18 protein-coding genes are annotated in these 16,327 nt (G+C 61.6%); 13 read left to right on the forward strand and 5 right to left on the reverse strand.

Annotated features, from left to right (window positions below; all coding sequences use genetic code 11):
- Nucleotides 1-379 precede the first annotated feature (379 nt).
- From LQK81_RS19190 to LQK81_RS19240, 11 genes are all read left to right on the forward strand, one after another.
- Entirely contained in the window at nt 380-3,391 is a 3,012-nt protein-coding gene (locus tag LQK81_RS19190) for a phage tail length tape measure family protein (RefSeq protein WP_230807992.1), read from the forward strand.
- A 3-nt stretch (nt 3,392-3,394) separates the two neighbouring features.
- On the forward strand, nt 3,395-4,048 hold the full coding sequence (locus LQK81_RS19195) for a hypothetical protein (RefSeq protein WP_230807993.1): 654 nt from the start codon (nt 3,395-3,397) through the stop codon (nt 4,046-4,048).
- Complete coding sequence (locus LQK81_RS19200) at nt 4,048-4,683, forward strand: hypothetical protein (protein ID WP_230807994.1); 636 nt, start codon at nt 4,048-4,050, stop codon at nt 4,681-4,683. Before LQK81_RS19195 ends, LQK81_RS19200 begins: the two co-directional genes overlap by 1 nt.
- 10 nt (nt 4,684-4,693) lie before the next feature.
- Complete coding sequence (locus LQK81_RS19205; protein ID WP_230807995.1) at nt 4,694-5,104, forward strand: DUF6950 family protein; 411 nt, start codon at nt 4,694-4,696, stop codon at nt 5,102-5,104.
- Between the two features lie 31 nt (nt 5,105-5,135).
- Complete coding sequence (locus LQK81_RS19210; protein WP_230807996.1) at nt 5,136-5,354, forward strand: hypothetical protein; 219 nt, start codon at nt 5,136-5,138, stop codon at nt 5,352-5,354.
- Between the two features lie 28 nt (nt 5,355-5,382).
- Nucleotides 5,383-5,571 carry a hypothetical protein gene (locus tag LQK81_RS19215; protein ID WP_230807997.1) on the forward strand — a complete coding sequence of 63 codons (189 nt, stop codon included), beginning with the start codon at nt 5,383-5,385 and terminating at the stop codon, nt 5,569-5,571.
- 58 nt (nt 5,572-5,629) lie between these two features.
- The gene (locus tag LQK81_RS19220; RefSeq protein ID WP_230807998.1) at nt 5,630-9,973 is read left to right on the forward strand and encodes a phage tail protein; all 4,344 of its coding nucleotides are present in this window, start codon (nt 5,630-5,632) and stop codon (nt 9,971-9,973) included.
- Between the two features lie 6 nt (nt 9,974-9,979).
- Nucleotides 9,980-10,402, forward strand: coding sequence for a hypothetical protein (locus tag LQK81_RS19225; RefSeq protein WP_230807999.1), 423 nt, complete (start codon nt 9,980-9,982; stop codon nt 10,400-10,402).
- Nucleotides 10,392-10,802 carry a hypothetical protein gene (locus tag LQK81_RS19230; RefSeq protein WP_230808000.1) on the forward strand — a complete coding sequence of 137 codons (411 nt, stop codon included), beginning with the start codon at nt 10,392-10,394 and terminating at the stop codon, nt 10,800-10,802. The genes LQK81_RS19225 and LQK81_RS19230 overlap by 11 nt, the downstream gene beginning before the upstream one ends.
- Before the next feature lie 348 nt (nt 10,803-11,150).
- Entirely contained in the window at nt 11,151-11,951 is an 801-nt protein-coding gene (locus LQK81_RS19235; RefSeq protein WP_230808001.1) for an N-acetylmuramidase domain-containing protein, read from the forward strand.
- A complete protein-coding gene (locus LQK81_RS19240) occupies nt 11,948-12,127 on the forward strand; it encodes a hypothetical protein (protein ID WP_230808002.1) in 180 nt (59 codons plus the stop codon). Before LQK81_RS19235 ends, LQK81_RS19240 begins: the two co-directional genes overlap by 4 nt.
- Here LQK81_RS19240 and LQK81_RS19245 read toward each other — a convergent pair.
- Nucleotides 12,100-12,333: a hypothetical protein gene (locus tag LQK81_RS19245; protein WP_230808003.1), complete on the reverse strand. Its 234-nt coding sequence runs from the start codon at nt 12,331-12,333 to the stop codon at nt 12,100-12,102. The genes LQK81_RS19240 and LQK81_RS19245 overlap by 28 nt on opposite strands.
- 125 nt (nt 12,334-12,458) lie before the next feature.
- Here LQK81_RS19245 and LQK81_RS19250 point away from each other — a divergent pair, with 125 nt between their 5' ends.
- Nucleotides 12,459-12,758, forward strand: a complete 300-nt coding sequence (locus tag LQK81_RS19250; protein ID WP_230808004.1) for a hypothetical protein — start codon at nt 12,459-12,461, stop codon at nt 12,756-12,758.
- 167 nt (nt 12,759-12,925) lie between these two features.
- Nucleotides 12,926-14,368, forward strand: a complete 1,443-nt coding sequence (locus LQK81_RS19255; protein WP_230808005.1) for a DUF1254 domain-containing protein — start codon at nt 12,926-12,928, stop codon at nt 14,366-14,368.
- Nucleotides 14,369-14,670: 302 nt separating this feature from the next.
- Here LQK81_RS19255 and LQK81_RS19260 read toward each other — a convergent pair whose 3' ends face one another.
- The 4 genes from LQK81_RS19260 to LQK81_RS19275 form a co-directional block, all read right to left on the reverse strand.
- Nucleotides 14,671-14,922 carry a YMGG-like glycine zipper-containing protein gene (locus LQK81_RS19260; RefSeq protein WP_230808006.1) on the reverse strand — a complete coding sequence of 84 codons (252 nt, stop codon included), beginning with the start codon at nt 14,920-14,922 and terminating at the stop codon, nt 14,671-14,673.
- Between the two features lie 406 nt (nt 14,923-15,328).
- Nucleotides 15,329-15,733 (reverse strand): helix-turn-helix domain-containing protein, encoded by a 405-nt coding sequence (locus tag LQK81_RS19265; protein ID WP_230808007.1) that lies wholly within the window; start codon nt 15,731-15,733, stop codon nt 15,329-15,331.
- A 128-nt stretch (nt 15,734-15,861) separates the two neighbouring features.
- Nucleotides 15,862-16,140 carry a hypothetical protein gene (locus LQK81_RS19270; RefSeq protein WP_230808008.1) on the reverse strand — a complete coding sequence of 93 codons (279 nt, stop codon included), beginning with the start codon at nt 16,138-16,140 and terminating at the stop codon, nt 15,862-15,864.
- Nucleotides 16,133-16,321: a hypothetical protein gene (locus LQK81_RS19275; protein ID WP_230808009.1), complete on the reverse strand. Its 189-nt coding sequence runs from the start codon at nt 16,319-16,321 to the stop codon at nt 16,133-16,135. Before LQK81_RS19275 ends, LQK81_RS19270 begins: the two co-directional genes overlap by 8 nt.
- Nucleotides 16,322-16,327 lie beyond the last annotated feature (6 nt).

The raw sequence follows: 16,327 nt of genomic DNA on the forward strand, positions 1-16,327 counted from the left end.
CAAGCATCCAAATAAAAAGCCTCCGATGAAACCGGAGGCTGTTGTAACCCCATCGCAGATGGGGGTCCCGTTTGGACGCCGATCACCCCATGTGCGGGGTCCTTATTCCATGCCGAAACACACTCCAGGAGGAGAAGGCCGATGCCGACGAGCGCCAGAAAAAGCAAGATGAGGCGAAGCGGTAATGGTCACTGAGGTTCGCAGTCTTCGCGTCGTCGCCGGCATGGATGAGAGCGGCTATACCGCCGGCGCTGCCCGCAAGGTTGCCGCCGACAAGGCCATGGCCGCGTCTGGCAAAGAGGTCGTCTTTCAGTTCACGGAAACCGACCAGAAGGTCAGCCAGACCGGCAACGTGCTTGCGCGGCTGTCGCGGCAGTATGTGGACGGCTTCGCCTCCGCGCAGCGCTTCAATGCCGCCATCAACCAGCTGACGCGTGGTGTCGAGCTCGGCAAGATCGAGATGACGCAGGCGACCGTCATCCTCGACGGCATCTATAAGCGATACGGGCTGATGGCTGATGCTGCGCAGATCGCACAGCGCGGCCAGTTGGACCTTGCCCGCGCTGTCGAGCAGGCCAATACCCGGTTGGCGGCGCAGCAGAAGATCACGCCTGCGAACCAGAATGGCGCACTCGGTCAGCGGCCGGCAAACATGAACCCCGGGAGCTTCCAGACTGCCAACATCGCTGCGCAGTTTCAGGACATTGGCGTCACCGCTGCCATGGGCATGGCGCCGCTGCAAATCGCCCTGCAGCAGGGCACGCAGCTATCGATGGTGTTCGAGCAGATGAAGGCGAGCGGGCAGAGCGCAGGCTCGGCTCTGGCCGCCGCCTTCGCCTCGGTCATAAGCCCGCTCTCACTCATCACGATCGGTCTTGTGGCAGGCAGCGCCGCGCTGATCCAGTATTTCATGACCGCGGAGAGCGCCAGCGAGAAGGCGAACAAGCTTCTCAAGGAGCAGAACGACATCATCCGCAATGCTGCCAAGCTCTGGGGTGACGCAACGCCTGCGCTCAAGGCCTATGTGGATGAACTCGATCGCGCCGACAAGCTGAACCAGGGTCGCGAGGCCGGCGGGGTGCTCGCCACCAAGATCCTGGAGGAAATGTCACCCAAGCTCGATGCACTGCGCGACAAGGCCGTCTCGGCCTTCTCCGCGCTGCGGGCGCGACCGGGCTCAGACGACACCGTGCGTGCGCTGGGCTATGCCTGGGACGATCTGAGGGAGCGCGTCGCTGCCGGCACAGCGACGGTTACCGACTTCGACAGGGCCAGGAACACGCTCGACGATGCCATCGCCAAGTTCGGACTTCAGGCGCTCAAGGACTTCAGCACCGGCGTCGACGATGTCACGTCTGCGTTCTATCGAAGCTTTGAGGCAGCCCAGAAGGCGCGCGACGAGTGGATCGCTGCGACTGCTGGTGGCTCCACCGTTCAGGACATCCTTGCGGGCTCGACCTTCTCCGAGGACGGGCGCACCTACCAAAGCGATGCCTTCCGTCCTCGTGGCTCCACGCCGGTCCCGGAGCGCCGGCCGCTCTACGAACTCGACCGCGATCCCGATCCTGCAACGATCACGAACTCGGACGGCGTCACGGTCGGCGTGCCTGTTCCGGAGCGCAAGCCGTCTCCGCTTGCCGGCGATCCGGACAGGAAGGCCGAGAGCGAGGCACAGCGCGCCGCGAACGCCTATCGCGATCTGATCAAGACCGCCAACGACCGCGTGGCGCAGATGCGGCTTGAGGCCGACGTTTCGGGACAGGCAGGCATTGCGGCGCAGGCGCTGCGGTTTGAACTCGATCTCTTGCAGAAGGCGCAGGACAAGGGTCGCGAGATCACCGCGCAGCAACGCGAAGAGATCAAGGGGCTTGCCGAGGACTATCGCGTTGCCGCCGAGGCTGCCGCGAAGGCGAAGCTGCAGCAGGACTTGATGTTCGAGCGCGAACAGATGTTCCGGTCCAGCGGCGACCAGTTGATTGCCGGCAGGCTGCGCGGCGCCGGGCTTCCCGTCGATCTGCAGTCGCAAGAAGCGCAGATGATGCGCGAGAACGCACGCATCCAGGAGACGAAGGACGCTGTCAACTCGTTCTTCTCCGACTTCAAGAGCGCTCTGGAGAGCAACGGCGGAGATATCGGCGAAGCGCTTGGCGATGCGCTGAAAAACGCCCTCATGAACCAGTTGAACAAGTGGGCGGACCAGGCTTTCGAGGCTGTTGGCAATGCCATCACCAACGCGCTGTTCGGCAACGGCTCGGCCGGCAGTGGCGCAGGCGGTAGCGGCATTGCGGGCTCGGTCGTGGGTTCGATCTTCGGGTCGCGCGGCTCAAGCGCTGCTGCCGGCGCGACACGGATGTTCAACCCGGCAAATTCGAGCGTCGCCAGCGCCGGGGGCGCCGTCGATCTCGCCGGTGCGCTCCTCGGATCGAACGAGTCCACGAACGCGTCACAGATCAACAGCTTCCTGAAGCAGGGCGGCGTCGACATCGATGCGGCACGCACCGCCTGGTGTGCGGCTTTTGTCAACTCTTCGCTGCAGCAGATCGGGGTCGACGGCAGTGGTTCGCTGGTTGCCAACTCATTCCAGAACTGGGGCAGCCAGATCGACCCGAGCGAGGTGCTGCGTGGTGATGTGCTCCTCAAGACGAACGGCCTTTCTGCGTCGCAGCCCGGCGGGCATGTCGGCTTTGCGACCGGTGCGACGCGGATGCTCAACGGACAGTCCCAGCTTGAGATGCTGTCCGGGAACTACAGCGGCGGCGTGGGTAAAGGGTGGTTCAACGCCGTGGATCTGCAGGTGCGCCGTGCAACCGAAGCCTCGGACGCGCTGGCGACCCTTGCGACGTCGTCGACTGGCGCCACGCAGGGGCTCGGCCAGTTCGGGTCTGGTCTCGGTGCGCTGGGAAGCAATCTCGCCAGCTTCTTTCCGGCGGCTCCGGGCGGGGGCGTCAGCGGCGGCGGATTCGGGACATGGCTTGGAAATCTCGCGGGCAACCTGACCAACGGCGCAGGAACGCAGTGGGCGGCTGCCGTTTCCGGAAGCCTGCTGCCCGGTCTGTTTGCCGACGGAACGCAATCGGCACCTGGTGGCCTGGCGATCGTCGGCGAGCGTGGCCGCGAGCTCGTCAATCTGCCGCGTGGGTCGCAGGTGGTCCCCAACCACAAGACCGAACACCTGCTCTCGTCCGCGGCGAACAGCAACGGCGGCGGCTCGGTCAAGGTCGACGTGGAGGTCTTCATGAAAAAGGATGGCACGCTGGATGCGCATGTCAGGAAAATCTCTCGCGAGGAAAGCACCAGCACCGTCCAGCAGGGGCTTGGCGAGTACCGCCGGAATGGCGTGCAGGATGACATCAAGCGGTACAACGACGATCCGTATGCGCGGGGAGCATAAGCTATGGCCTTAAGCCACCCCCTTAATGCGTCCGAGTTCGCCAACAAGCTCCGCATCCAGACCGTTCGCTGGTGGCTGCAGGAGTATCAGGAAAGCTCGATGACTGGCGGCGGCGATTTCCTCGTTGCCGATCTCGCGCCGCGCCTGTGGCGTGCCGATGTCACGCTTATCCGCATGAGCCATGATGACGCGGCTGAGGTGCAGGCGCTTATCGAGAGCCTTGATGGCTCAATTCACGCCTTCAACCTTTACGACCCGCGCAATCGCTACCCCCGCGCCGACCCGAACGGAACTCTGATCGCAGGCTCCACGCCGATCATTTCGTCGCTGAGCAGCAACAACAAGGCGTTGGAGATCTCGGACCTTCCGGCCGGCTACAAGCTCTCGGGCGGAGACATGTTCTTCTTCCCATACGGTTCCGGCACGCAACGGCTCGCGCTCCATCGAATTGTCTCGCCGGTCACCGCGAACGGCGCGGGTGTCGCAAGCGGGGTCGAGGTCCGGCCCCACTTCAGGCCGGGCGTTGCCACCGGGATCGCCCTCGACTTCACAAGCCCGGTCGCGCGGATGAGGGTCGTTCCCGGCACCTTCGACCCGGGGACGGCGCGCGGAATGATTACCGAAGGCATGTCCTTCCAGGCGCAGCAGGTGATCTGATGGTGCGCTCCGTCGATTCGAACACCAGCAACTATCTGAACGCCGGCAAGGGCGTAATCCCCCGCAACTTCGTATGGATCAAGGCCAGGAACCGGGACACCGGGGCCGCCGAGTACGTCGGGTTCTGGAACGGCCTGGACAGCGTCGACGTGTCCGTGATCGACGGCGTTTCCGGCCTGCCGGTGACCCGGACCTATCATGCCGCCGGATCCCTGCTGGCTGTTGGCACCATCACCCGGACGCCGGAACTGGAAGTGCGCACGGTGCGGGTCGGTCTCAGCCAGATCAGCGAAGCGGTGCAACTGGCCGTTCGCGGCTACGACGTTCGCCATGCGCCGATCGAGATCCATGAGGGATATCTCGATCTGGAGACCCGCAAGCTGGTCGGCGATGCGATCGTCGACTTTGTCGGCTGGGTGAATGGCGCCCCGATCGACACGCCGGCCATCAATCAGAATGGCGGTATCCAGCTCGATTGCGTGTCGCACAGCCGCATGCTGACCCGGACGAACCCGGCAAAAAAGTCCCACGAGACGCAGAAGCGCCGGTCGGCGGACAAGTTCCGGCAATACAACACCGTCGCCGGCCAGTGGCAATACTGGTGGGGCGAGCGCGAAGGCGAGTCGATGGGGTGAGGCGATGGCGATGACCCGCAAAGACGATTGGTATTCCTGCCTGTCCGCCTATATCGACGGCGCTTTCCGCCGACCCTTTGCCTATGGCGAGTTCGACTGCACGCTGTTCGCTGCCGGCGCGGTCGAGGCGATGACCGGGGTCAACCTCTATGCCGACGTCCTCGGCCGCTACCGCACGCGGCGCGGCGGGATGCTGCAGCTGAAGAAGCTCGGGTTCGACAATCAGGTCGACTACGTCGCCTCGCTGTTCAGTGAAGTCCATCCCTCCATGGCGCAGGTGGGCGATATCGCCGTCATCGACGCCGACGACGGCCAGGGGCTCGGCATCGTCCAGGGTTCCCGCATCTACGTCACCCAGCCGGGCGCCCTCGGCCTCGGGCTGGTCGATCTTCTCCGGGCCACCCGCGCCTTCCGCGTGTAGCGCCGGTCTCTCCCCCTCGAAAGGAACGAGCATGTCTCAGGCCATCATCAGCAGCCTCAAGTCTCAGAACGCATTCCTGCAAGCCGAAGCCGAACGCTTCGCGGCTGCTGTCGACCATCTCTCGCAGCAGCTCGCAGCAGCGCTCAACCGCCTCAATCCGCACGATCCCGAATTCGTCGCCGCGATGATGGGCAACGAGCCCGGCGAGAAGGTGCCGGCCGTGCGCGTCGATGGCGACACCGCCGAGTGACAATCTCAACAGCGAAAGGACCACTGCCATGGCAAACAAGACCTACGAAATCCGCAAGGACGGCGCGCTGCTCTTTACCGTCCAGGGCGCCCGCTGCGTCGTCGATGGCATGGGCGTCCGTGTCTATGACGACGAGGGCGATGTCGTCTTCAACGGCGATCACTCCCACTCCGCCGTAAAGGAACCGGTTCGCCCTGTCGAGCCGGCCACCGAATAAGCCTCTATCGACCTTCCTCCGTCGCCGCCGGCTATCGGCGTAACGCTCCGGGTTCTCCATGAAATTTCTGGTCCTCCTTCTGGCCGCCTGGTTCGTCCTGGCGACGCCTTCGGCTGCCCATGCCGACCCGATCACCGCGCTCGTGACTGCCATCGCCTCGACGATCGGCAGTCTCGGCGCGTTCGGGCAGGCGCTTTTCGGCCTTGCGCTGAAGATCGGTACCAGCCTGCTGGCGAAGGCGATGCAGAAGGACCCGGAGCCGGTTGGCGTTCGCGGACAGATCCAGGTCGGCGGCGACAATCCGGTTTCCTTCATCGTGGGGACGTACGCCACGGAGGGGCAGCTGGAATACGTCGGCACCTGGGGAAAATCCGGCAAGACGCCGAACGCATATCTGACGCAGGTCATCTCACTCTCTGACCTGCCGGTGAACGGGCTGGTCGATCTGTTCGTCAACGGCGAGAAGGTCACGATCGACTATGACGACACGTCGTACGGCGATTGGGGCTTCCCGATCAAAGAGTATGCCGACGGTTCGGACAACGCCCTCTGGATCAAGTTCTACGACGGCACACAGACGGACGCCGACCCGCTGCTGATCGAGGAGTTCGGCGACCATGACGAGCGGCCGTGGGAGGCTGAGATGATCGGCCGCGGCGTCGCCTATGCGGTTGTCACCGGGCAGTTTCGCCGCGATCGTCTCACCGGCCCGCCGCGGTGCGTGTTCGTGATCGAGGGTATCAAGGTCTACGATCCGCGCAAGGATACGACGGCTGGCGGCAGTGGCTCCCATCGCTGGGGCGATCGCAGCACCTATGAGTGGTCGGACAATCCCAAGGTCATCCAGTACAACGTGATGCGCGGCATCTACTACGGTGGCGAGTGGTTCTATGGCGGCCAGGGCATGCGGGCCTTCCAGCTGCCCGTCTCGTCGTGGTTTGCCGCCATGAACGAGTGCGACCGCCTGGTGGACAAGAAGGGCGGCGGCACGGAAAAGAACTTCCGCTGCGGCTATGAGGTGAAAGGCGACCTCGAACCGATCGAGCTTTGCCAGAAGCTTGACCGCGCCTGCAACGGCAAGACGGCGGAGAACGGCGGCATCTACAAGACCGTCTGCGGTAACCCCGGCATGCCGGTCTACTACTTCACCGACGAAAACCTCATCGTGTCGGAGCCGCAGAGCTTCACTCCGTTCCCCGGGCTGGAAAAGACCTACAACGGCGCGCACGCCAGCTATCCGGAGCCCGAGGAGGCCTGGGCCGCGAAGGATGCGCCGCCGCGCTACCGTTCTGACCTCGAGGACGAAGACGACGGCCGCCGGCTGATCGCCAACCTCACCTATGAGGCCGTGCCCTACAAGCGCCAGGTGCAACGGCTGATGCGCGCAGCACTGGAGGCCAACCGTCGTTTCCGGTCGCATCAGGGCGTGTTCACGCCGGCCGCCAAGCTGCTGGAGCCGCTGGATGTCATCTCGTGGACGTCGGCACGCAACGGTTACGAGAACAAGCGTTTCCAGCTTGGCGCCATCGATGACCTGAACAACGTCAATCAGTCGGCCGCCTTCTCGGAGCTTGATCCCAGCGACTACGACTGGTCGACCGACTACGAACTGCCGGACAGCACCGGACCCATCGGCCGCGTCAAGCCGCAGCCACAGGTGCTGACAGGCTTCGGCGTGTTTCCCGACACGGTGAAGGATGCCAACGGCAATGACCGCCGGCCGGCAATCCTGCTCGTCTGGCCCTGGGACGCGGACGATGTCGCTGTTCGCGCCATCGCCTTCCGGGTGCGCCGGCAGGACAATCAGGAGATGGTCTTCGCCGGCCGCTTCGACCAGCCTGAAGACGGACAGGTGCTGATCGCCCCGTTCTCGCTGGTGGGGAATGACGACTACGAAGTCCGGGCCAAGTTCATCACGAACAGCAACACCGAACTGTTCGCCTGGAGCACCTGGCTGCCGGTGACGACGCCCGACGTTCAGTTCATCGCCGAGGACATTCTCGACGGCGCTATCACGGCCCAGAAGATCGCAGACGCCGCGATCACTGCCGCCAAGCTGATGGACGAGGCCGTCACCGAACTCAAAATCGCCGACCGCGCGATCTCTGACGCCAAGATCAAGCTGGACGCAATCAAGACGGAACTGATCGACAACGAAGCTGTCGTGGAGGCGGCGCTGGCTGATGTCGCTGTCACCAGCGCCAAGATCGCGAATAGTGCAGTAAGTGAGCTGAAGCTCGCTGAAAATGCCGTGACCGAGGCGAAGGTCGCCGTCGGCGCGATCACCCAACTGAAGATCGCCTCAGGGGCCGTCGGGAACGCTCAGCTTGCGGGTCTCGCGGTAGATGCGGCCAAGCTGGCAACAAACGCGGTCACTGAGACGAAGATTGCGGACGGCGCGATTACGACGCCGAAGCTTGTGGCCAACGCCGTCGTCGCCGACAAGATCGCGGCTCAGTCGGTATCCGTCTCGAAACTAATTGTTGCGAACCTCGAGAATGCTCTGGCTGGCGGCGAGGACCCTTCTACGACGGGTTGGGTGGCTGTTTCCGGGGCAGGGGGCGGGTTTAGCTCCACCACCACGTACAACGGCAAGCCCTACGCGCTTACTATCGCCCCGGCAACGGGTCTTACAACCTTTACGTATCCGGCAAAGATCGGCGTTAACGAGGGCGAGCAGTACTACCTGTCATTCATGATGAACCGCAGCGCTCTTTGGGATGGTTCCGTCGGCAATGCAAAGCTTCGCATTGGCGATCAAGACGGCAACTATCTTGCCGCGTTGAGCTACTCCAATGTGGATGCGGCTCAGAATACTTGGGTAAAACGGGAGGCGACCTACACCATCCCGGCGGGCGTCACCAGCCTTACCCTTGCGCTCACGTCAGACAGCACCGCAGGCGGGTTGCGCCTCAGCGACTTCGTCTTCCGCAAGATGGCCTCGGCTGAATTGATCGTGGACGGTGCCGTCATCGCAGGCAAAGTTGCGGCGCTCGCTATCTCCGCTGGGAACCTCCAGGCAGGTTCGGTCACGGCCGGTAAGATTGCGGTCGATGCGGTCACGGCTGCAAACATCGTTGCTGGGACCATCACTGCGACCGAGCTTGCCTCGAACTCCGTGACGGCGGTGAAAATCGCAGCAGGTGCGGTGATCGCGGGTAAGCTGGCCGCCAATTCGGTGGTGGCCGACAGTATTAGTGCTGGTGCCATTACAGCCATCAAGATTGATGCAGGAGCCGTCACCACTGACAAGATCCAGGCGGCCGCAGTCGTTGGCGACAAGATCGCCGCGAACTCAGTCACGTCGGACAAAATGGTAGCGAACTCTATCACCGCCCGTGAGCTCGTGCTTACGGACTTTGAGAACATCGTGCCGAACGGTTTCTTCAGTGATGGCACCCTGAACGGCTGGACCAACGTGGCCCCCAGCATCGCTGTGGTGCCCGGCACATCGCGACCGCCCGTACGCTCGCCCTACATTGCCGCTTATGCACCTACGACCACGCTCGACGCCATGTACACGGCGGCAAATATTCAACTGTCACCGGGTGACAAGTTTCACGTTCATTTCGAATACGCCGGCAGCGGCGGCTCGCCCGCCGGTTCGTTTACGCTGGCTATGATTTACAGTGACGCAGAGGGTGCCTTCCTTAGCGGCAGTGGAGTTACCGTCAACATTACCGGAGTGAGTTGGCAAACTGCTACCGCTGAATTCACCGCGCCTGCTGGCGCCGTTTGCATTCGCCGCATTGAGATGAGGCGAAATGCGGGTACCACCGGTGACGGCAGTGCGTATGTCACCAACATCCTGGTGCGCCGAAAGAAGAACTCCGAGCTCATCGTGGATGGAGCGATCATCGCGGACAAGCTCGCCACCAACTCGGTCACCGCCGCAAAAATTGCGGCAGGCGCCATCACTGCCGCCAAGATCTCCGCCCGCGTCATTTCCGCCGACAAGCTGGTGCTGGGCGACATCACCTACGAAGAGATCGGCAATAACCAGATCACCGTTGCCGCAACCTCCTACACGAACTCAACAACAGGCATATCGGTCAATAACAGTTGGTCGGGTGTCGGCTCAGTGACCCTGGCCCATGGCAACACAGCCGGTAAGGTCCTCATCAAGGGAATTTGCACCCATGACGCGGATATCCCGAAACTCGAAGGAGACTATCCAGTTGTGGGCATGCGTCTGGTGGACTCGAATACGGGTAACGTTATTGAGACCTTCAGCGGCATTCAACCTTATGGCAACTGTCAGGTTTACTCGGTCTGGTCGCCCCCCAGCGGGCGCACGTCAACCACCTTCAACTGCCAGATCCGCGTCGAGACAGCGCGTACCAACACAATTCAATTTAACTTCCGCAACCGTTTCGTCGAAGCGACTGCCCTCCGGAGGTGACCCTGCATGGTCCAGAATGCCAACCAATCAAACTATTCGATCTACTACCCTGAAACGGGCGAGGTCATGTGCTGCGGAATGTGCTCACCTGCCGACAGCGTCGCCAACCAACTCGATGGCTGGCCCGATCACTACGTTTATTCGGAAGCGGTCGACGGAGAGACCCACTATATGGTCGAGGGCGCCCCCGCGCCTCGGCCGGAACTGGCTTGCGCATCGAGCTACAGCGTTACTGCGGACGCGCAGGACGAGGTGACGATCGCGCTGCCGGCCGGTACGGCGATAACCTTCCAGGGTGAGACATCCGTGACGGATGGCGATGATTTCGCGTTCACGACGGATATCCCCGGAACTTACGTGTTCAGGCTCACGCCGCCGTTCCCATTCATTCCGCTTACCCTGACGATCGAGGCTGCCGATGCGGTTTGATCTTCGTGATGACCTCCCCACGCTCAAGGCGGAACTGCAGGCGGACATCGATCGCAGCGCTGGGGAAGTCCGGCTGCTGTTCATCACCGATGCACCGGGTCAGGATATGATCTACCAGGAGAAGCGGCGCGAGGCCGAAGCCTTTCAGGCGAACCCCGATCTGCCGCCCGAACAGACGCCACACATGACAGCCGAGGCTGCCGCGTTCGGTATGACGCGCGTCGCGAAGGCAAGCGAAATCCTCGCGCAGGCCAGCGCATGGACCGCCGTCTCAGCGATGATCGAGACGCGCCGACTTTCAGCAAAAGCCAGCGTCCAGGCCGCGACCTCACCCTTTGTCGCCCGTGGAGCCGCTGTCGTCGATTGGTCCGATATCGCCGCCGTTGCGCCATCAGACTAACAGGGTCACGAGAAGTACGAATAGAACGGCAATTCCAAAGACCGAGAACTCCACAAATCCGTCATGCATCGTGGCATCCTCCGTGGGACAACGTCACTAAACGCTGTCATGCAACCCAGGTTCCCGAGCCGAACGAAAAAGTCATGCAGAGTAGGCAGCGAAAGAGCCCCGCGGGGGTCACGGGGCTCTCATACTCGCGCGGCGCATCTCATCTGCCGACGTGCCGGCCGACAGACCCTGATTAAGACGCGCCCGCTTACGATCGAAGATACATCCAGCACAAGCACCGGTCCACGTGCCCGCAGTTGCGCGTAGCCCCGACCGCGGGCTCAAACAAAGGACATCACCATGACCACAAACGTGCTGGACCTCCAGCGGCGCTTGCTGGCGCTCGGGTTCAACCCCGGAACGCCGGATGGGATTGCCGGGCCACGGACCAAGGCAGCGGTGCGGCTGTTCCAGATCTCCGAGGGGCTGACGGCTGATGGCATTGCCGGCCCGAAGACATGGGAACGGCTGCGGGCGAAGGAAAACGCGCCACAGGACTCAGGAGCGCCGTTCTATATGGGAACGGGCGCCAAGCTGTCAGCCGCAGACTTCGCGCGTCTGGCGGCCTCTCACGGCATCGAGGAAGCCAAGATACGGGCTGTGAACGAGGTCGAGGCGGCGGGCTCCGGCTTCTACGCCTCTGGGGCGGTCAAATGCCTCTACGAGCCCCACATCGCGTGGAAGATGACGAGCGGGAAGGTGAGGGACGCTCTCGCCGCCGAGGGGCTCGCCTACGCCAAGTGGAAGGCCGGCGCATACCCGGCAACGTCGTTCGTGCGGATCGACCTGTGCACCAAGATCGCCGGGGCGGAAGTGGCGGCGCTCTCCACGTCGTGGGGGCTCGGCCAGATCATGGGCTTCAACCACGAAGCCTGCAGCTATCCGACCGCCGTCGCCATGGTGAAGGACTTCGCCCTGTCCGAGGCGAACCAGCTTGAGGGCATGATCCGCTTCATCAAGGCCAACCCCGCCATGTTCGCAGCTCTCCAGCGGGGCGACTGGGCCGGCTTTGCCTCTCGCTACAACGGCCCCGGATACGCAGCCAACAACTACGATTCGAAGCTGGCCGCTGCCTATGCACGGCACAAGAAAGGAGCATGACCATGCAGAAACTCTCGAAAGCCATCGCAGCAGCAGCCGGCGGCGCTGCTACCGGAACCATCGGCCTACCGTTCATGCCGGAAGGCACGCCCTGGTACGGCTATCTCGCGCTCTACGCCATCACGACGCTGCTGCCGGCGGTGATGACCTACGTCGCACCGGCAAACAAGTCCTGACCGGGATGCCCGGCCATTGCGAGTAGCTTCGCGCGATCGTGGATGCCCTCGTTGTATAGGCTGAGCAGTTGCTTGGCCAAGGCGAATGCTGCCTCGCTCTCAGCTTCGATTTGCCGTTGGCGGCATATCTCGTCGAAGGCTTCTCCCAACATCGAGAGACCATCCGGATCGATGTAACTCCCCTTCGGGAGGTGACGATGGATCATGGTGAAATCTCCCTCGTCCGGGGCGCCTGGGGCGCCTTGGCACGCAAGCATAGCATGAGAATGCGCATCGCGGGCGTCAAAGGCACGGCGCGAAACACACACACATTGGAATGGCAGGGGACTAAATGGCCGAGGATGAGATGATGGACGCCGCGGATCTCCGTGCCCGCAATGCTGCCAATGAGCAAAAGCTCATCTCGATAGACGCCCGAATGTCGGCGCTTGAGGCTTGGCAGCGGCAGATGGACATTTTCCACGCCCGCAGGGACGAGCAATTCACCAACATGATTGGCCGGTTTGCTGATCTTGAGGGGAAGCTCGACAAGCTGACCGGCGGCATCAGCCGACTGATCTGGATCATCGGAACAGCCGTCATAGGAGTTGCCGTGACCTTCGTGTTGAAGGGCGGGCTCGACGTGCCCTGACTACGGCAGCACCCTGTTGATATCCGGCGCGTCCACAGCGACGCGAGCAGCGGACGTGTTTCGCGATCTGGGTCGGGTGATCTACTACGTCAAGTTTAGGACTCGATTGTGCACGTTACTTCAGATAGCTTTTCCTCGCAGAGTGCAACCATGTTGGGGAGACAATGATGAAGATTTCACGTCGAGCGTTTACGGCATCTTCATGTGGGGGACTTGCAGCAGCACTGATGGCGGGGCCTGTTGTCGCACAGGACGGGTCGATCAGCGATGAGTTGCTAGGGCGGACGGATTTCTGGACCGCGTTGGAAGCTTACGCATACGCATATCCGCTTGTCACCATGGAGTATACACGGCGGGTGATTACGAATGTCGCCGAGCCGCACGGCACCAAAGCGCCGATGGGACAGATCGGCCGACTGCGCGAATACCCAAACGCGTCGTTTCGAGATGTGACCGCGCCAAATGCCGACACCCTCTATACCTATGCGTTCTTCGAAGTCGGCGAGGAGCCCTACGTCCTGAGCCTGCCAGACATGGGGGATCGTTATGCTCTGTTTCCGATGCTCGACGGCTGGACCAACGTCTTTGAAGTGCCGGGCAAGCGGACGACCGGAACTGGTGCTCAGACCTACGCGATAACTGGCCCGGGGTGGTCGGGTGGACTGCCCGAGGGCGTCATAGAATATAAATCACCGACCAGCATGGTTTGGCTACTCGGCCGCATCTATTGCACCGGGACGCCTGAAGACTATGCCGCCGTCCATAAGCTTCAGGACGAGGTGAAACTCGTCCCGCTAAGCGCTTATGACAAGGACTACACCCCGCCACCGGGCAAGGTCGACCCCGAAATCGATATGAAGACGGCCGTGCGCGAGCAGGTCAATGCGCTGGATGCGGTGTCGTATTTCACGCTGTTCTGCGAGTTGATGAAGAATAATCCGCCCGCGGCCGCCGACGCGCCAATTTTGGAGAAACTGGCTACCATCGGCATCGTGCCGGGTCAGGATTTCGACGCCAGCAAGTTGGATATCATCCTTCACAGGCGGCTGCCGCAAATCGCCTTTGCGCGTATCATGCTGCATTTCAAAGACAGCGGCGGAGATATCAAGGACATCAACGGCTGGGCCTATACGACGAAGACCGGACTTTATGGCACGGACTATCTCCAGCGGGCCCTGATCACCGCCATCGGTCTTGGAGCCAATCGGCCCCAGGACGCCGTCTATCCGACAAGCACCAAGTCGGGCGGCGGCCTGCTCTCCCGCGACTACAATGGGTCAGAGAAATACGTGATCAATTTCCCTGAAGGCCATTTGCCCCCGGCAAACGGCTTCTGGTCGATCACCATGTATGACGCCGGCTATTTCTTCGTGGAGAACCCAATCAACCGCTACTCTATCAGCCCGCGTCAAGATCTGAAGTCAAATCCAGACGGATCGACCACCATCTACATCCAGCATGAATCGCCGGGAGCGGCCAAAGAATCGAACTGGCTTCCGGCTCCGAAGGACAAGTTCATCCTGATGATGCGACTGTACTGGCCCAAGGAGGGAAACCCGTCGATCCTTGATGGATCATGGGTGCTACCTGCAGCGAAAAAGATAAGTTGAGCAGCAATCTGTTGTCACCGACAGCACTGCGGTTTGGTCTTGTGATCATCGTCAAGGGTGAAGCCGGCAGGAGCTGCCTGCCGGCCCACCTCTTCCTCATTTGGTGGATCGGACGCTTCCAGAGCTTGCGGCGCAGTGGACAGGCGGCATCGATTTTGCCGGCATCCAGGCATCCGCCCCCAAGGCATGCGGCAACGAAGTCTTCTCGAGCGATCGCAAGCGGTCCGCCTTCGACAGGCTGTGCATCTTGCCACGCACGCCTGGATAATCATCCCGCGCATGTAGCCCTCAGGCATCAGAGGTCAGCACGCAGCGACGTACCGCCGACCGTACCTGTCTCGATAATAGCAATGCCCGGGTTGCCCGGCGACATTACCAATCACGGCACCTGAAACGCCACCAATAGCGGCCCCCACAGCAGCTCCGCGAACGTTGCCGGTCACGGCCCCGCCTACAACAGCACCGGTTGCAGCACCGATGCCAGCACCGCGCTCGGTAGGGGTGCACCCAGCAAGCATTCCTATTGCCGCGACCAGTACTGAGATCTTCCTCATAGAAGCCTCCTCCAGATGGTTGCATCTAAAGAATGGGCCCGAAACCACTTCGTTCCGAGGCTGAGGGGAGCGCACCCGAATTTCTGGGTTCGACCCTTCGCTAGCATTGCAACCAGGTTTTTCAGGAGCTCGCAAGCGGTCGGTGCAACGCGGAAGGCATAAAAAGAGCCCCGCCAGTTGCGGGGCAATCGGGCTTGATCAAAGCCGGAGGGGAGCAGCGCCGTAGGGCTGCATATGAACGGTACCGTCCAAACGTTTTTCGTGCAAAGTGCTAAATTTAGCCCGCCCGTTCATGGGAGGGACACCCCGGTCAAAAAGAAGCCCGCCGAAGCGGGCCAGAGAAAAATCAGCGCGTACGCAGTGACATGTCGCGCCTAACAACGACGTTGCGCTCGGCATCTGAACATCAGGTAAACGGGCTTGAGGTTGAATCGCTCTCCGTCTCCCCGTCGCCGGCTAGGGTCAAGGCCAGCTTAAAAAGCGCATCTCGAACGGGTTCGTCAGACAGGCGATCATATAGTGCAGCCAGTTTGACTGCGCGCATGCTCAACAAGGGAATTGGGTCGTAGTGCCTTTCGTCGGCTACGCCGGCAAAGAGGGAAGATAGGTCGCACTCAAGCGCCTCGGCAGTCAGAACCAGTTTGCTCGCCGATATGCGGTTGAACCCTTTTTCGTATTTCTGGATCTGCTGAAACGTTATGCCGAGCTGCGCGGCCAGCGCTTCCTGACTCATCTGCCGAAGGCTGCGGATTCGGCGCAGATTTGCCCCGACGGCGACATCTATTTGGTTGGCGCGGTTCTCATCATTCATGTTGCTGTCCCTCCGGTCAGGATTGCGGACAATCGCTACAAGTTTTAGCTGTTCCACTAACCGCTGCCCGCAACCTGCCATGGCGCGCGCGGGAGTCAAGCCGCTGGAGTTCGTCTACCGCGTCGGCATTATGATGCGTTGGGTTTCTGCTTCCGCTTGCTCGGTGTTGCAGTCGAAAAGAAGTCGCCAAACGTGATGTTCTGCAATCGGTTCGGATCGAGCGACAAAAGCCACTCGTCCAGGCGCTGGCGCAGATAACGGTTACCCCAGGCGGAACCGGTAAATGCGATTGGCTTTACGGGGCAGACCTGGGCGAAGATCTCAGGCGATAGCCCACAGTAGGCGGCCGCCAGCTTCTTGTTCAGTGCTGCCGGCCAGTAAGGCAGGCGCTCAGTTTTATCAGTCATCGTCCCAGTTCTCTTTGCCATCCGGTGCGAGCCCGGTGACGGGATCTACCGTCTGCTCTTCGGGATAAGGATAGATCGTCACGACCAGCTTTCGCAGGTCGACCTGAACTATCGAGCCGACCGCTTTGGCTGCTCGAAGAATCCTCTCAATTTCCACCTGCCGGAACGATGCTCGCGGCATATCCGA

Origin of the sequence: Rhizobium sp. GN54 (assembly GCF_021026345.1) — a bacterium.
Classification (GTDB): domain Bacteria; phylum Pseudomonadota; class Alphaproteobacteria; order Rhizobiales; family Rhizobiaceae; genus Mycoplana.

Bases quoted from the DNA above. Each gene is read 5' to 3' on its own strand.
- LQK81_RS19195 (WP_230807993.1), top strand. From the start codon at position 3,395: ATGGCCTTAAGCCACCCCCTTAATGCGTCCGAGTTCGCCAACAAGCTC.
- LQK81_RS19200 (WP_230807994.1), top strand. From the start codon at position 4,048: ATGGTGCGCTCCGTCGATTCGAACACCAGCAACTATCTGAACGCCGGC.
- LQK81_RS19205 (WP_230807995.1), top strand. From the start codon at position 4,694: ATGACCCGCAAAGACGATTGGTATTCCTGCCTGTCCGCCTATATCGAC.
- LQK81_RS19210 (WP_230807996.1), top strand. From the start codon at position 5,136: ATGTCTCAGGCCATCATCAGCAGCCTCAAGTCTCAGAACGCATTCCTG.
- LQK81_RS19215 (WP_230807997.1), top strand. From the start codon at position 5,383: ATGGCAAACAAGACCTACGAAATCCGCAAGGACGGCGCGCTGCTCTTT.
- LQK81_RS19220 (WP_230807998.1), top strand. From the start codon at position 5,630: ATGAAATTTCTGGTCCTCCTTCTGGCCGCCTGGTTCGTCCTGGCGACG.
- LQK81_RS19225 (WP_230807999.1), top strand. From the start codon at position 9,980: ATGGTCCAGAATGCCAACCAATCAAACTATTCGATCTACTACCCTGAA.
- LQK81_RS19230 (WP_230808000.1), top strand. From the start codon at position 10,392: ATGCGGTTTGATCTTCGTGATGACCTCCCCACGCTCAAGGCGGAACTG.
- LQK81_RS19235 (WP_230808001.1), top strand. From the start codon at position 11,151: ATGACCACAAACGTGCTGGACCTCCAGCGGCGCTTGCTGGCGCTCGGG.
- LQK81_RS19240 (WP_230808002.1), top strand. From the start codon at position 11,948: ATGACCATGCAGAAACTCTCGAAAGCCATCGCAGCAGCAGCCGGCGGC.
- LQK81_RS19245 (WP_230808003.1), bottom strand. From the start codon at position 12,333: ATGATCCATCGTCACCTCCCGAAGGGGAGTTACATCGATCCGGATGGT.
- LQK81_RS19250 (WP_230808004.1), top strand. From the start codon at position 12,459: ATGGCCGAGGATGAGATGATGGACGCCGCGGATCTCCGTGCCCGCAAT.
- LQK81_RS19255 (WP_230808005.1), top strand. From the start codon at position 12,926: ATGAAGATTTCACGTCGAGCGTTTACGGCATCTTCATGTGGGGGACTT.
- LQK81_RS19260 (WP_230808006.1), bottom strand. From the start codon at position 14,922: ATGAGGAAGATCTCAGTACTGGTCGCGGCAATAGGAATGCTTGCTGGG.
- LQK81_RS19265 (WP_230808007.1), bottom strand. From the start codon at position 15,733: ATGAATGATGAGAACCGCGCCAACCAAATAGATGTCGCCGTCGGGGCA.
- LQK81_RS19270 (WP_230808008.1), bottom strand. From the start codon at position 16,140: ATGACTGATAAAACTGAGCGCCTGCCTTACTGGCCGGCAGCACTGAAC.
- LQK81_RS19275 (WP_230808009.1), bottom strand. From the start codon at position 16,321: ATGCCGCGAGCATCGTTCCGGCAGGTGGAAATTGAGAGGATTCTTCGA.